Annotated in this window: 18 protein-coding genes; 2 read left to right on the top strand and 16 right to left on the bottom strand. The window is 44.5% G+C overall.

All coding sequences use genetic code 11. The annotated features are described in order from the left end of the window. Positions 1–5 precede the first annotated feature (5 nt). From lolA2 to flxA, 15 genes are all read right to left on the bottom strand, one after another. Positions 6–653: a flexirubin biosynthesis/transport protein LolA2 gene (lolA2, locus tag G6N79_RS15135; RefSeq protein WP_103906042.1), complete on the bottom strand. Its 648-nt coding sequence runs from the start codon at positions 651–653 to the stop codon at positions 6–8. Then, positions 650–1411 carry a polysaccharide deacetylase family protein gene (locus G6N79_RS15130; RefSeq protein WP_103906041.1) on the bottom strand — a complete coding sequence of 254 codons (762 nt, stop codon included), beginning with the start codon at positions 1409–1411 and terminating at the stop codon, positions 650–652. Before G6N79_RS15130 ends, lolA2 begins: the two co-directional genes overlap by 4 nt. Beyond that, the gene (locus G6N79_RS15125) at positions 1405–2454 is read right to left on the bottom strand and encodes a beta-ketoacyl synthase chain length factor (RefSeq protein WP_103906040.1); all 1050 of its coding nucleotides are present in this window, start codon (positions 2452–2454) and stop codon (positions 1405–1407) included. The genes G6N79_RS15130 and G6N79_RS15125 overlap by 7 nt, the downstream gene beginning before the upstream one ends. After that, complete coding sequence (locus G6N79_RS15120; protein ID WP_103906039.1) at positions 2454–3647, bottom strand: beta-ketoacyl-[acyl-carrier-protein] synthase family protein; 1194 nt, start codon at positions 3645–3647, stop codon at positions 2454–2456. Before G6N79_RS15120 ends, G6N79_RS15125 begins: the two co-directional genes overlap by 1 nt. A 4-nt stretch (positions 3648–3651) precedes the next feature. Next, positions 3652–3909: a phosphopantetheine-binding protein gene (locus G6N79_RS15115; RefSeq protein WP_103906038.1), complete on the bottom strand. Its 258-nt coding sequence runs from the start codon at positions 3907–3909 to the stop codon at positions 3652–3654. Next, positions 3909–4508, bottom strand: a complete 600-nt coding sequence (locus G6N79_RS15110; RefSeq protein ID WP_103906037.1) for a 3-oxoacyl-ACP synthase — start codon at positions 4506–4508, stop codon at positions 3909–3911. The genes G6N79_RS15115 and G6N79_RS15110 overlap by 1 nt, the downstream gene beginning before the upstream one ends. A gap of 1 nt (position 4509) precedes the next feature. After that, complete coding sequence (locus G6N79_RS15105; protein ID WP_103906036.1) at positions 4510–5616, bottom strand: beta-ketoacyl synthase N-terminal-like domain-containing protein; 1107 nt, start codon at positions 5614–5616, stop codon at positions 4510–4512. Next, entirely contained in the window at positions 5613–6059 is a 447-nt protein-coding gene (locus G6N79_RS15100) for an acyl-CoA thioesterase (protein WP_103906035.1), read from the bottom strand. The genes G6N79_RS15105 and G6N79_RS15100 overlap by 4 nt, the downstream gene beginning before the upstream one ends. A gap of 72 nt (positions 6060–6131) precedes the next feature. Next, positions 6132–6572 (bottom strand): hotdog family protein, encoded by a 441-nt coding sequence (locus tag G6N79_RS15095; RefSeq protein ID WP_103906034.1) that lies wholly within the window; start codon positions 6570–6572, stop codon positions 6132–6134. A 140-nt stretch (positions 6573–6712) separates the two neighbouring features. Next, positions 6713–7612 (bottom strand): LpxL/LpxP family acyltransferase, encoded by a 900-nt coding sequence (locus G6N79_RS15090; RefSeq protein WP_103906033.1) that lies wholly within the window; start codon positions 7610–7612, stop codon positions 6713–6715. 2 nt (positions 7613–7614) lie between these two features. Then, entirely contained in the window at positions 7615–7875 is a 261-nt protein-coding gene (locus tag G6N79_RS15085; protein WP_200818776.1) for an acyl carrier protein, read from the bottom strand. A gap of 5 nt (positions 7876–7880) precedes the next feature. Beyond that, positions 7881–9107 carry a beta-ketoacyl-[acyl-carrier-protein] synthase family protein gene (locus G6N79_RS15080; RefSeq protein ID WP_103906032.1) on the bottom strand — a complete coding sequence of 409 codons (1227 nt, stop codon included), beginning with the start codon at positions 9105–9107 and terminating at the stop codon, positions 7881–7883. 3 nt (positions 9108–9110) lie between these two features. Further along, positions 9111–9854, bottom strand: coding sequence for a flexirubin biosynthesis SDR family reductase FlxB (flxB, locus tag G6N79_RS15075; protein ID WP_103906031.1), 744 nt, complete (start codon positions 9852–9854; stop codon positions 9111–9113). 1 nt (position 9855) lies between these two features. Then, a complete protein-coding gene (locus G6N79_RS15070) occupies positions 9856–10974 on the bottom strand; it encodes a WG repeat-containing protein (protein ID WP_103906030.1) in 1119 nt (372 codons plus the stop codon). Continuing rightward, complete coding sequence (flxA, locus tag G6N79_RS15065) at positions 10974–12494, bottom strand: flexirubin biosynthesis tyrosine ammonia-lyase FlxA (protein WP_103906029.1); 1521 nt, start codon at positions 12492–12494, stop codon at positions 10974–10976. The genes G6N79_RS15070 and flxA overlap by 1 nt, the downstream gene beginning before the upstream one ends. Positions 12495–12595: 101 nt before the next feature. Between flxA and G6N79_RS15060 the strand changes: the two genes are divergently transcribed. Together G6N79_RS15060 and G6N79_RS15055 are read left to right on the top strand one after the other, a co-directional pair. Further along, the gene (locus G6N79_RS15060) at positions 12596–13831 is read left to right on the top strand and encodes an NAD(P)/FAD-dependent oxidoreductase (RefSeq protein ID WP_103906028.1); all 1236 of its coding nucleotides are present in this window, start codon (positions 12596–12598) and stop codon (positions 13829–13831) included. Positions 13832–13875: 44 nt separating this feature from the next. Beyond that, the gene (locus G6N79_RS15055) at positions 13876–14469 is read left to right on the top strand and encodes a hypothetical protein (RefSeq protein ID WP_146060607.1); all 594 of its coding nucleotides are present in this window, start codon (positions 13876–13878) and stop codon (positions 14467–14469) included. A gap of 20 nt (positions 14470–14489) precedes the next feature. On the opposite strand, the gene G6N79_RS15050 is transcribed toward G6N79_RS15055, so the two are convergent. Continuing rightward, positions 14490–15332: a GLPGLI family protein gene (locus G6N79_RS15050; protein ID WP_103906026.1), complete on the bottom strand. Its 843-nt coding sequence runs from the start codon at positions 15330–15332 to the stop codon at positions 14490–14492. Positions 15333–15416: the final 84 nt, after the last annotated feature.

The following is a 15416-nucleotide window of genomic DNA, read 5'->3' as shown; positions in this document are numbered from 1 at the left end:
CAAAATTACAATTTAAACTCACTATCGCTAATCGAAGTGTTGAATTTCTTGTTCTTCAATTTGAAGACGGTGTAATCGTTGGATTTTTCGACGATCTTGATCTCGGAAACCGTGTATTCATTGTTTGGGAAGGTCAGGACTACTTCCTTGATGAAACGGGCCATGTCCTTATTTTTCGGTGTTAGCAAGGCAGATTTACCGTTGGTATGCTTTAGATAGGCAATGGAGAAATTCTTTTCATCCAATACATTTCCTGTATTGGTTTCTGTCATTAAATGTTGCAATTGGCGAAACCTTCTGTTTTTATTTAAGTCAATGGTCGATTTCTTTCCTTTATCATCGCGCATGTACAACTTATCCTGATCGAATAGCATGGCATTTTGTTGGGGCGCATTGTATTTCCAGAGTAATTTCTTACCCTTCAATTTAAAGATACCCGAGTTTTTGGATGGGTTCTTGATCACGGAAACATATTTACTGGCTTCAAAATCTGCCGTGATGCTGGTGATTTTTTGAGCTTGCTTATCCACATTTGCTTTAAAGGTACTCGCCTCCGCAGCACTCATTTTTGTCTGAGAAAATACAGCCGTACTCAACAATACAGCACATAAAACCAATAATCCTTTCAACTTATCCATATTCATTTTCTTCATTTTTTTAAAAGTTCATCGACAGTTACCGATTTTAACTTCTTACGCTCCATATAAATCAACAACTGTTCCAACAGGTTCGCGGTGCTTTCTGAGGTGTCATGGAGCAGGACGATGGCACCCGGCTTCAATCGGGGAATAATGCGTTTCAGTATGGAAGACTCCTCCTTGATAACGGTATCCAATGACCTGATGCTCCAGCCGATGACTTCCTTATCCAATTGCTTCGTTGCTCTTGCTATAGTCGGATTGGTCACGCCAAATGGCGGTCTGTATATAGAGGTGGTGGTGTTGCATACCTTTTTGATTATTTGGTCGGTATGTGTTATCTCCTCCAACATATTTTTAAGGCCAAAGAAGCCAATTTGCTTGCTGTGGCTGTAACTATGGTTGCCAATCTGATGACCATTTTCGAAAATGGAAACAGCGATTTCTGGATGTTCCTCCAGTTGTTTGCCGATACAGAAAAAGGTTGCCTGCATGTTGTATTTTTTCAGTAGGGCTAACACTTTGTGTGTATAGGGTGTTGGTCCATCGTCAAATGTTAATGCGATATGCTGCAGTTCCTGTCGGTTGCCACGCCAATATGTTTTACCAAAATATCCCAGCCGCATATCGAATGCTCCCCAAGCTGTCAATCCTAACCACACGAGGGCGATTGCCAGTGGAAGAAGCAGCGATACAGATCCTACAAATCCTAAATAACCTGTTACCAAGAGGGCGCAGGCCATCACGATCCGGATATTTTGATGTTTTAGCATGATCTCAATAAAACGAAACTGTAATCCGTACCTCTGGATTGGCTAATAAGTAAGATGTGTTTTAAGCGAATAGGTTTAATCTGATTGTACTGAAGCTGCTTTGGAAGCTCCTGCTGCCGGAGCACTTCACAAGCCACTTTCAGGCCGTAAGCGGATGCGGTATCAAAGGCGCCCGAAAGATGTTGATAGTAGGCCTGTGGGGTATTTGGAAATAGAACCGCGTATTCGTCCATAAAGGACTGCTGTTGTTGGTCTGCATTATACCCGAGTACGAGTACATCAATGGAATTTCGGTCGAGCCCATGGTAGGACAGGAATTCTTCGATTTCGGCCTCGGCATGGATGCGTGGACTGTTGAAAAGGTGCACATCCAGCAATTCGGCATACGTATTTTCTGTTTGCTGATTTGTGAGGATAAAGAAATTGGCACCTTCACCCACAGGTATACCGGCAGTTTTTGGCTTTTGGAAGTCGATTGCTGCATCTGGGGTTTTATAATTTCCGGCCAATTGAAACAAGTGATCAAATTGGGGTGCTGTTTCATCCAGGCCGCCAACTAAGATGTTTTGGGCTTCTTCGGTATGTATTTGCTGCAATCCATCAAATAGCGCAGCTTCAAAGGAGTTTCCTCCATTGACATACGTAAAATTATAGGCCTTACTTGGCAATTGCAATGCGATTTGCGCAGCCACGGTATTGTGTGTGGATTGAATAAACGATGTGGGCGTCAGATATTCTTCCTGATTTTCGATCATGGCATCCAGAAATTTCTCCGAATCCTGGAGGCAGCCAAGGCTGGTGCCTGTAATAATTGCATCCAGGTTTTGCTGGTCCGCGTCCTGCATGGCCTGCCTAGCAGCAAAAATGCCCATCTTTACACCGGATGCCATCCGACGGAGCATGCCTGCGGGAATAAATGCCTTATAGTCAGGGTGGACGGCCGTATTCCTGTGCTGGAGGACAGTAGGGGTCCCTTCATATATAGTAAAGTCCAATGCTTGGATACTGACCGAGCCGATACCGTTGATATAGCACTTGTCCATCAGTTTTTGGAAAATATAAGGGTGGAACAATTGCCTCCAAAACCAAAGGAGTTGGAAAGGACATGGTTGATCTCTTTTTTCTGTAATGCTGTCACCGGAATTAAATCAAACTCTTCCATTTGGTTGCGGAAATTCAGGGTAGGGAAGATGCAATTGTGCTGGATCGCCAGCATACTGTATACAGCCTCTATCGCACCTGCAGCGGCTAAGGTATGACCTGTAAAGGATTTGGTGGAACTGAATGGCGGTACTTCCTGAAAGGCACGTAATAATGCCCTACCTTCGGAGAGGTCGTTGTTTCCCGTTGCTGTTCCATGGACATTGATGTAATCGATATGTTCGGGTTTGAGACCCGCTTGTTGAAGTGCTTTCTGAATAGCCAGGTAAGCACCTTCACCATCTTCGGATGAAGCAGTTTGGTGGAAGGCATCGTTGGCATTGCCATACCCGCTCAGGTAACCCAAGACAGGTTTTGAGGTTCGGTTAATCTCCGCTTCGGATTCGAGAACGAGATAGGCTGCAGCTTCGCCCAGGTTCAGCCCCTTTCGGTTTTGATCGAATGGCGTATTATCTGCATCAGAAAGGATCATCAGCGTATTGAAACCATTGAGGGTAAATTTGCTCAGGGCATCACATCCACCCACAATAACGCGGTCCAATTTTCCCTGTGCGATCAAGCGGGCGCCCATCATCATGGCATTTGCCGCCGATGAACAGGCCGTGGAGATGCAGCTTACCATGCCCCTGATCCCCAGATAGCTGGCGATCTTGTTACTGTGGTCGCCGGCATGGTGGCTATTGATGTATTTACGATGGGTTTCCTGCGAATCGTATTCCTTGAAATAGCGTTCGGTCATGTCCATTCCGCCCATGCTGGTCGCTGAGATGAAACCTGTCCGAACGGCATTGATATCCGATATTCCGGCATTGTGGATGGCCTGCCATGCAGCATAAGCCCCTAAAAGCCCAGTTCGGGTAAACGTATGGTCCGATGGTAATTCCAGTGCCTCCGCAAGTGCTCCATTGCTGATCTTGATTTCTCCCACTTTTACCTGATTTTTAAGCTTGCTATCCATCAGTTCAAGGGTAGAAATTCCGGAAGTGCCGGTAATCAGGGATTGATAATTTTCCTCGACAGTTTTCCCGATCGAAGAAATTATCCCCATTCCTGTTATGGCAACTCCTTTTGGCATTTTCTTATTTTGTACGGTTTTGTGCTACAAATTCAGCTAATGTCTGAATCGACGTAAAGATTTCCTTTCCCTGTTTTGGATCGGCAATCTTAATGCCATAGGTTTTATCTAAAAGGACGATTAATTCCAGGGCATCAATGGAATCCAAACCCAGTCCGTCGCCAAATAAGGGCTCAGCATCACTGATATCTGCCACATTGATGTCTTCAAGATTCAACACCTCTATAATCTGTTCCTTTAATTGTTGCTTTAAATCCTCCATTATGCTTTTTTATGTACTATGTCGTGAATATTCTTTTCATTATGCGCTAGGCTCCCCGATGTTGAAACCAGGTAAAAACTAGCTGAATACGAATTGTCGTGCATCTTCAGCCAACCACAGAGCACCATTTTTGCTTTCTGCTGTTCCAAAAGATACGCTGTATAATCGGCAATATCGCCAATTGGGTATTCATCTGCAACGAGAAACATGCTTTCCGTAAGCAATTGATGGCGGATGCTGACTTCGCCGATGCAGATATTGGGCAGTGTATACACAAATACTGCCGGACTCGGGTAGTAATTCTCCGGATCCTGAATCAAGGCCTGATGCTGGAGATCACTGTCCAAACTTCCTTCTTTATTGCCAAAAATAAGGGCGATATCCTTTTCCTGTGTTTGCTGCAGGATGATTTCCGAAGCCAAGAAAGCTAATTTACATAAATTATCCATTTTGTAGAACTTCGGATAGCTGATGTCCAATTGCTGATACAAGACCTTTGAAAAAGCCTTAAAGTCTTGATTTTCACTGGTGAAATACGGCTTGTCATCCAATAGGACCTGACCGTCAAAGATTTCGATATGTGTACTGATCTTTGCCATGTCAATCTTTGCTTAATAGGAGTGCCGTGTTTGTTCCTGCAAATCCTGAGGCAGTTTTCAGCACATGGTGAATGTTCGCTGCAGTGCCTTGTTCCAATACATGGATGGGCAGGGAAGTACCTAAGCTTTCAAATCCCAAACTTGGGAGCATGTAATTTTTGCGCAGGCATTCGGCGGCCAATACAGCTTCCAATAAACCGGAGGCCCCTAGGGTATGACCATAATTGCCCTTGAAACCGGCAACTGGCTTTTCCATCAAGTTGGCACGGTTAAAGGCAATGGCCTCCATTTCATCGTTGTATATCGTCGCAGTGCCGTGCCCAACAATATAGTCGATATCATTCGGTTGCAAATCGGCCTCCTGCATTGCTCGTTGGATGCTCTGAAATAAGCCTTCACCGGTTCGTGAAGGACCTGAAATATGGTTGGCATCGTTTATATTGGCATCGCCTGCCAGGTGGATACCATTGGTGGTTTTCTCTTTGGATAGATAACTGGCAACTGCAGCCTCCCCTAAGTTCACGCCTTGGCGTTTCGCATCGTAAGGTTTGCAGCGTTCGGGGCTCACGGCCTGGAAGGATTGGAACCCTGATTGAATGAAAGGGGATACCTCATCAAACGCCAGCACGTACGCATCTCGATATTTTCCCATCTGCATGAACCTTTTTGCCACAGATAGGGCCATCAGCCCAGAAACACAAGCGTTTGAAATTAGCAAAGGCGCTGTCGTGAATCCAGCTGAGGCGGCAATTTCGTTTCCTAGTTTCGATAGCAGCGCAGCTTCGATCTGCTGATCGGCCAAAGCGGCAACATTTCCCTTTGTGGTGGAAATGATCAATAGCGAGTCATTTTGGGGCTTTCTATTTCGTATTAAAGGTAATAGCGCTGCTAAAGCTATTTTTTGAATTCGAGAACCTTTATTAGGGATTTGAAAATCCTCCACATAGGCAGCCAATATGTCGTCGTCGATTTTCCCAACGTACTGCTGGTCAAAATCAGGATGTTGCTCTAAAGCGGATTTTCCGGTGGAAACCTGTTGGAAATTGCTTTCGACATCAAAACCTAAGGGGCTGATGATCGAGGATTCTTGTAAATAGACCTTACTCATGATAGGCCTACTTTCTTTTTCCAAGTTTCCAGAAATGGGGGGATTGTTAACAATAGATTTCCGTCGAAATCTGTGAATACCTGAATGGTTTTGCCCGTGCAGACCAATTCATCGCGATCATTGAAAATTTCGAAGTGAAAGATCATCTTTGCCGCGGCACAATCCACATAGGTCGTGACGATATAGGCGTCGTCGGCGTAGCGAAGGGGTTTCCTATGTTCACTGACCACGCTAACGATTGGTGTAGCGCAGCCATTCTTTTGGATATCCTGATAAGAGATGCCGAAATGACGACCGAAGGCTTCCCGACCGTCCTCAAAATAACCGATATAGTTTCCATGCCAGACAATACCCAACGCGTCCGTTTCATTAAACTTAACTTTGAAATGTTCAGTATGTTGTAAAGTTTGATCGGTCTTAAATCGCTCTTTTCGTCTATTCATCCCTTTTGCTAGGCCTATTAACTATTTCCTACAAATGTAACATAACATTTTAGGTTATGAAAATTGTGATCGTTATTTAGCGATTACCGTTTTCATCTGACCTTTGGCGATTACTTTATCCTGGATTTTGGTTTCAATTTCCACGAGCGTGACACCGGAGAATTCCTGAATGATCTGTACGGAGCTGTTCACTTCCTCGCCAACGCTAGGCAGTTCATGTATATCCAGGTTATTGATACTACCGATGTAACCGATAGGGGCCTCTTCTTGGCGGAGGAAATAGCCGAAACCGGTATGCAGGGCCACCGATTGCGCCATGTGCTCGATCAAACCCACATCTTGGAGAAAGCCGTCCTGAACGAAGATGTTATCCTCCTTTATCCGAAAGGATGAAGTCACACCTTCCTCGGCATAGGCCAACAAGCCATCAACCATGAGCATCGGGGGACGTTGGGGAATGCACCGGCAAATGGTGTCTATATCGAGGATCGGAAAAAATAACTGACTCTTCATGCAATGACCATAATGTGTTTGAACGAGCAAAAATAACAAATACTTACTATTTGCCTGAATAAGATGTGAATTGCCCGTAAAGGGCTATTCCTTATTTCTTTATTAGACATTATTGAAATGGAAAGGTTTGAAAGCGGGCGCTAATCTTTCGAATTTGGTTCTTCTTTTTTCCAGAAGTCAAAGAAATTGAACCATTGATGGGGGTATTTCTTCAGCATTTGCTCCATACTCTCGGTGTAGGCTTCCAAGACTGCCTGTGCATCGCGGTGCTTGAAAGCGGGTGCTCGGCGTGTGTAGAGGTGGTAGTGGATGTTCGGCTCTTTCATGACATAGACAAAGGCCACCGGTGCCTGCAATCGGGAGGCGATCATAAAAGTACCGGCAGGGAAGAGGGCGTCTTCGCCTAAAAGGGGAGCCTGCATCGTTTTACTGTTCGTAAAGTACCGATCACCGGTCAAGCAGATCAATTCATTGCGTGAAAGTGCCGCCGAAATTTCGAAGATATGCGACATATCCTCTTTGATGTAGATAAAATGAATGTTGGTGCTATCCTGGGCGATACTGCCGAGGTATTCCTTGATTACGGATCGTTCCTGATCGGCTGCCACGATATGAATCTGCTGTTGCAGGTCGATATCGGCAAAGAACCGATCGGCGATTTCAAAGTTCCCGATGTGTCCGCTGATGAGGATGCCGCCCTTTTTTTCGGCCAACATCTGTTGCAGCACATCGATACCATCAAAGTCAAAGGTGAACCGATCGCGGAGTCCTGCGAAAATGGCAAATTTATCGATCAACACTTGACCAAAAACATAATAGATCCGGTAGAGGAAAGTCAGAGACCGCCAAAAACCAAAACCTTGGCGTTCGCGGTAATAGGAAAACATGGCCTGCGTTGTCCGTGGGTAGGCAACGACATAATAGAAAGCTACCGGCACCAAAAGGCCGTATGCAGCTCGGACACCAAGTTTTTTGATTATCGTGACGAAAATGCGATACCCCAATAGGGTACCTTTTGATTTACCGTCCCACTGGCTCATGGTTAATCTTGTTTTGACAAGATTTTTCTTTCAATCAGGTTGTAAAAATCTTGGAAAGTTTCCACATCAGCAAAGTCAGTTTCCACGAGCTTAACCCCGAAATTGGATTCGATGATCACCACCAAGTCCACATAATCCAAGCTGTCCAAGTCGAGTGTGTCCTTCAGGTTTTTATCGGATGCAATAACATCGGCATCTACCTCGAACTCCTCCACCAGGATCTCGTTTATTTTACTCACTATACCTTCTAATTCAATATTCATTTCCACTACTTTTTGAACCTTTTGACGATCATGGCTGAATTGGTGCCACCAAACCCAAAAGAGTTCGACAAATATACATCAAAATCTTGATTTTTCGTTTCCGTTACGATATTCAATTTGGAAGAATGCTCATCGGCATGCTCAAAGTTAATATTTGGTGCTATGAAGCCATGGTTCATCATGATGGTGGAATAGACGATTTCACTGGCTCCCGCCATCCAACATTCGTGTCCTGTCATGGATTTGGTAGAGCTCACATAAGGTCGGCTCTTGCCAAAGACCTCATCGATCGCCTGTGCTTCATTGGCATCACCAACAGGGGTAGAGGTTGCATGGGCGTTGATGTATTGTACTTCCGACGCATCCATATTCGCTTGTTCCAATGCTTTTCGCATGGCCGAAGCTGGACCTTCCACATTGGGTGTCGAGATGTGGCCACCATTGGAGGAGAAACCATAACCCACCACTTCCGCAAAGATTGGCGCGTTTCTTTCCAATGCACTTTCGAGACTCTCCAAAATTAGGGTTGCCGCACCACCACTAGGCACTAGGCCGTCCCGGTTGGCATCAAATGGCCGACAAGCACGCGCCGGATCACCCTCGTGGCTGGAGAACACGCCAAGACCATCAAAGCTGGCCATCGCATATTTGTTGATTTCCTGCGCCCCACCACAGATGACCATATCCTGCAACCCGTTCTGAATCATCATGTGGCCAAGGCCAATGGCATGGGATCCCGATGCACAGGCAGCACTGATGGTCATGTTCACCCCACGGATATTGAAAATCGTGGATAGATTCATGGTAACTGTTGAATTCATGGACTTGAAGATCGCTCCGGAACCGATCAATGCGGTATCTTTTTTCTCCCGAACGATATCCGTTGCGTCGATAATGGCCTTGGAAACACTGTCGTTGCCATAAATCAATCCAATTTCGCGCTCATGGAAAGCCTCAATGGGAATATGTGCCTCCCGAAGTGCTTCTATGGTGGCCAGGTAGGCGAATTCCGTTTCTTCACCCATCGTCACCCGTTGGCGACGGTGGAGTGCAGCTTTCAGATCCGGCTGAGGTACCTTACCCGTTAAGGCGGACCGAAATCCATATTCCTTTCGTTCAGGATCGAATACTATCCCTGATTTTCCCGCATATAAGGATTCCTTAACCTCATCGAGGTTCGTCCCGATGCAGCTATAGATCCCCATTCCTGTAATTACAACCCGTTTACCCATAGTTTAGGAATAAATTCCTCCATTTATATTGATGACCTCACCCGTAATGTAAGCAGATTTTTTTGATGCCAGGAAGGATACCAAATCCGCTACTTCCTCGGGCTCGCCAAATCTATTGACGGGGATCATCTTCTTCAATTCTTTCTCATCCATGTCTGCAGTCATATCGCTATTGATAAATCCCGGTGCAACTGCATTCACCGTAATATTCCGTTTACCAATCTCCTGCGCCAATGCTTTCGTTGCGCCTATGATGGCAGCTTTTGCCGCAGAATAGTTGGTTTGTCCAGCCGTACCTTTTACGCCAGAAACAGAAACCATATTGATGATCCGTCCATAGCGGTTGTGCAATAGTTTCTTGATGAAATAATTCGTCACGTTATAGAAACCGCCCAAACTGGTCTGGATGACCGAATGCCAATCCCCTGGAGACATCCACATAAATAGGCCATCCTTGGTGATACCCGCATTATTGACGATTACTTCAACAATGGCTTCAGGATTATTTTCTTCCCAACGGCCAAGTGCCGAAGTAACTTCCTCCGCATTGCTCACGTCGAATTGGATGATTTCTCCTTGTCCACCGACAGCCTTCACTTCCACAAGGGTAGCTTCGGCTGCCGCTTTGTTTGCCTGAAAGTTGATCAGGATGTGGTAGTCGGTATCTTCCGCCAATTTTTTGCATATGGCTCTCCCAATTCCCCGAGACCCTCCAGTGATTAAAGCGTATTTCTTTTTCTCTGCCATGCTATTTGCTAAATAGTTCGGCATTATCGTACCACCGGCCAACAACGTTGCCCGAGGTGTCAATAAAACCCCATGATTTTTTGTGTTTCACCCTCGCCAACCCATTGATGAAGCCCTTTGTCTTTGGCGCAAACATATCTGCGCCGAAAGCCGTGATGCCGTATTGGGCTGGAATAACTAATTTACCGCTTTTATCGATAAATCCCCAGTCTCTCCCAATTTTCACTGGAGCAAGACCGTCCATGCTGAATACCTCGGCATCCTCAAATTGATAATCGGTTACCAGCTGGCCGGTTGTATCAATGTATCCCCAACGTTTGCCGTTGTATACCGGCGCCAATCCGTTCACAAAGGCTCTGGCTTTATCAAACTGTGGTTCGATCGCCCAGTTGCCATTCGTGTCCAAGAACCCCATTTTTTTATCCTTACGGGCATATGCTAGGCCATCAGTAGAGAAGTCCCAAATTTTTTCTACCCCTTCCAAACCTTTAAATTCTCCGTTGATGACCATGCCAAAGAGACTTCCTTTTTTCGCATACGCCGACCCCGAAAAGTAATTGCCGATCTCATCATAGTCCGCAGGAATAACCTCTTTTCCGGTTTTATCAAGGATTCCCCAGCGTTCGAAATTCTTGAAGCGTGCATAATCACCGTCAAACGAGCGAATAAGGTCATACTTTGGCTCCATGATTACAGAACCTTCTGGATCGATTAGTCCAATCTTATTGTTCTGTTTGAAGAAAGCCACGCCATTTTCGAAACTGAAGAATTGATCGGTTGAGATCAGATTTAACCGTTCCCCATTTTTGTCGATGTAAAACCAGGCATCCCCATTGGACGCCAGCGCCCGACCGCTATCAAAAGCCTTGACCCGATCGAACTGCGGAGCGATCACCGTTTCGCCCTTGCTATTGATGAATCCCCACTTTTTATTCACAAGGATAGGAGCCAACGCATCATGAAAATCGCCAGCCTTATCATATTGTAAGGAAATAATCTCCTCGCCGGCACTGTTCATAAATCCAGTTCTCTTTTGGGAACTAACTTGCGCTAGTTCCTGCGCAAATAAATAGGGGCTAACCAGCAGGGCCAGCACAGTAAGGGGGCTTCGCAATTTCATTATGAATTCTTTAAATAATCTTTTACTTGTTGAACAATTGGGTACATGACGATATCGGTCTTGAATACGGGAATTAGTTTGCGTAACTCCGCATATTTGACTTTCGATTTCGTACTTAGTTTATTTTCGAGCTGTAAAGATTCTACAGCTTGTACAATCGTGATGAACTCTATGGCCAAAACCTCGAATGTGTTCTCAATTACCTTACTGCACAGCATCGCAGCATTGGTGCCCATGCTGACAATATCTTGGTTATCGTTATTGTTCGGTATGCTGTGGATATACATGGAAGTTGATAAGGCCTGATTTTCTGCAGTCGTGGAAGTTGCCGTAAACTGCACACCCTGCATGCCGAAATTGAACCCGAGTTTGCCCAAATTGACAAACGGTGGGAGGATTTCGTTGATCTTCGCGTTCAACAGGTAATTCAATTGCCGTTCGGCAAGCATGGACAGCTTGGTGATGGCCAATTTGAGGCGATCCATTTCCAAGGAAACATAATCTCCATGAAAATTACCGCCATGGTAGACCTGCTGGGTGTCCACATCCACAATCGGATTGTCGTTGGCCGAGTTGATCTCTTTTTCGAGTACGGACTCCACCCCAGCAATGGTGTCATATATAGGGCCTAATATCTGCGGGACACAGCGTAGGGAATAGTACTCCTGCACTTTGTCCTTGAAAATATCTTCTTGGTTAGTACCATTGTACAGATGTTCATGCCTACGTCTTACCAATTGGCTATCCATAAGGTGATCCCGCATCTGCTTGGCAACGGCTTCCTGTCCTTGATGTAGTTTTGCCTGATTGAGCTCCACGGAAAAATGATCGTCATATGCTTGCACCAATTCGTTGATCATGCAAGAAGCCTGAATAGACCAATCCAATAAACGCTGTGCCTTATGCGCATTCACGATGCCGATCCCCGTCATAACGGATGTCCCATTGATCAAAGCAAGACCCTCCCGAATTTTGACCTCGATAGGTTTCAATCCGAGTTCTTTAAAAACCTCAGCGGTTGGACGACGGTTTCCCTGGTAAAATACTTCCCCTTCACCAATCAAAACCAAAGCCAAGTGGGCGAGTTGAACGAGATCCCCACTTGCACCAACTCCGCCATGGGCGAAAATTAGTGGCGTAATATCATGGTTGATCAACTGCTGCATCAAGGTGATGACAGATATATGGACCCCTGATTTCCCCAAGGATAAGGTATTCAGACGTGCGAGTATGGCTGCTTTCACATGCTCTGGGGATAGGGGTTCGCCCGTTCCCGAGGCGTGACTGCGGATTAAATTGTACTGCAACTGCAGTTGATCACCCTCTTGGATACGGTACTGTGCCATCGGCCCAAACCCTGTATTGACGCCATAGATCACCTTGTTTTTCGAGAAGGTTTTCAAGAACTCATAACATCCATTGACGCGATCAATTAACGACTGACTGATTTCGATAGGTTTATTGTTAAACAACACATCATTAAAATCTTTAATCGTTAAGTAGCTGTTGATCGTTTTCATTAATAATAATTAGTTTCTTCTCTTTTAAATGTTCTAAATCTATGTAATTTTGGAACAAATTTTTGTTCCACAAAAATAGAATATAAATATTATTAATACCTATGCAAATCGAAAATGTTGATGTGCTCATTATCGGTGCTGGTCCATCAGGCTCAGTAGCAGCCGGCTATCTTCAGCAACAGGGACTACATATCAAAGTGGTGGAAAAACAAAAGTTCCCGCGAGTGGTCGTTGGGGAGAGTTTGATCCCCCGGGTGATGGATCATTTTGAGGAAGCGGGCTTGTTGGATGCCCTCAACTCCTACGGTTTTGAAAAGAAATTGGGTGCTCGGTTTATCCGAGGTGCGGAGCAGTGCGTTTTCGATTTTTCGGAGAAATTTGGGCAAGGGTGGGATTGGACCTGGCAAATTCCGCGGGCTGATTTTGATCAAGCCATGGCGGATGAGCTGATCCGGAAAGGGGTAGATATCCAATTCGAAACCGAAGTGATCGATGTTGAATTTAAGGGTACGGAATCCACAACGGTCGTTAAAAACAAGGAAGGGCAGGAATATGCCATTCATGCGAAGTTCCTTATTGATTGCAGCGGTTATGGAAGGGTATTGCCACGCAAGCTCGGACTGGAAGCACCTTCCAAGTTAGATCCGCATTCGGCAATTTTTACTCATATTCAGGATGTCCGCAGACCTGAAGGTATTGAAGGTACACAGATTTCTTTTGATATTATTGAAACAGAAGTGTGGTTGTGGGTCATTCCATTTTCCAATGGATCTACCAGCGTGGGCATTGTTGGCCCCACAGCATATATTGAAAATCTATCGGCTACCCTGGATAATGACGAAGCGATTCAGAATGCCATAGGTCTTTCGGATCTTTATGTCAACAGATTCCAAGGTCTTCCATATGCATTCGATCCTATCCGTTTAACCAACTATTCGGTTTCGGTTTCGCAGTTTTATGGCGATGGATATGCATTGACCGGAAATAGTACAGAATTTTTAGATCCTGTATTTTCTTCCGGGGTTTGTTTTGCTACGGAATCGGGAATCTTGGCTGCCAAGCTTGCCAAACGTCAGTTGGCAGGCGAGGTCATCGATTGGGAAAAGGAATATGCCGATTACATGAAGTTTGGCATTGATGTGTTCAGCACGTATGTGAAGGAATGGTATACGGGTAACTTACAGGAGCTTTTCTATCACCGTCCGGAAAACCCTGAGGTTAAGGAAAAGATATGTGCTGTATTGGCCGGATATGTTTGGAATAAGGATAACACCTTTGTCAGCAAACATCGCAACATCATCAAAAATATGGCCTACCTAATCAAACAACAAGATTAAATAGGGTATAACTTATCCTCAATATGAAAATAATACATATCCGGTTGCTGCTGTTATTGATCTGCTGCTGTCAAGTTGTGGTCTTAAGTGCGCAGCAAAAGAAGAAGAGAATTTCCTTTAGAAAAGCAAATACCCACAGTTATTTTGAAGATATTCCGAAAGGGAAGGCCCTTGTTTATGGAGATTTTTTACAGAGCGTTAAGTTAGCGGGGTGGGGGGCTACGCAAACCATCAGAATTATAAATACAGACACGGAGAAAGGTGTTTTTTTTACTGTGAAACCCCATTTTTCTATAAAAAAAGAAAATGCATTCTGTATTGCGCTGGATCCTGGCTTGTACGCCATTAACCGTTATGAATGGACCAAAGGCTACACGACATATTCGGAACCTATTCTTAAAGGGATTGATGCACGCGATAATTTCAATAAAAAACGGAAATCAGGAGAAATCCAAGATGAAGATCTTGAATTTTTTCTATTTAAAGTGGAAGCAAATACCTTGAATTATTTGGGAACATGGAATTTCGAATCTGGAATTGTTTCTTTTATAGACGAGAAAGAAGAAACCGATGCTGCCCTGCAAAAAAAGTATAAGAAACTTAATTTCCAGAACAGCATGGTCAATCTTCCTGAATAAAATATACCAATTGGATTGCGTTAATTTAGCTCAATCCAATTGTTGTCCTTTTTGATTCTTTCCTCCGCCTGTTTTCTGTTTTCAGCACTTTCAATACCACCATCGCCTTCACCTTGTCGCGCAAAAGCCTGATCCTGTTGGAATTTCCGACGTTGGGAATACAGTTCTTTCTTTTCGATCGGTACAACCTTTAAATCCTTTTTATTGTTAACAACCACCTTTTGGTCCACTTCCTTAATATCCTTAGCTTCAAACACCCAAGATTTCGTTCGATCCTGTATTCGTAGAATCAAACCCGGCAGTCCATTAAATTTATAAGGTCCGTCAGCAATGGGAAGTTCTGGCGCAAAAAAGGCCTCCCATGTACGTCCGCCAAATTGCAGCACGGCCTTCTGCACAGCTAAGCCCATTACTGTATCTGTTTCTTCTGTCAATTGCCAATCTTCTGGGTTGATCCGTTCCTTGTACACGTTGATCTGCATTAATTTCCTGAGGTCACTACCCGAATACTCATCATAGACCGTTATTTCTCCATCCTTATTCTTTAAGATCACATAGTTTTCATTATTGACCAAGCCTGGTGCAAAGCCGATGGAAGGGGATGGAAAAGCATTTGGTTTGGCCAATTCCTCGTCTTTTATGGATTTATTCAAAAACCAGAAAAGGGAGTTGGTGTCGTTCAGTAGCAGCTCGGCTGGCATGGTCTGCCTTGAGTTTTCATCCGTTGAGTCGGAGAGGAAGGTAACTTGATAATTCACTTTTTTGTTGAATACAAATTCGTTTTCCTGTGCGTTGGTCATCATGACCACTGCCGTTAAAAAAGAAAATAATAGGGATACTTGAAGGATGGTACGAAGGTTCATCTTGAATTTATTTTAGTAATAGTTTACAATTGCTAATTAAATATAAAGAAAATGAACCTGTATTACGAATGTATTGGAAAAACT

Origin of the sequence: Sphingobacterium lactis (assembly GCF_011046555.1) — a bacterium.
GTDB lineage: Bacteria > Bacteroidota > Bacteroidia > Sphingobacteriales > Sphingobacteriaceae > Sphingobacterium > Sphingobacterium lactis.
This window is presented reverse-complemented; position numbering and strand designations above follow the sequence as displayed.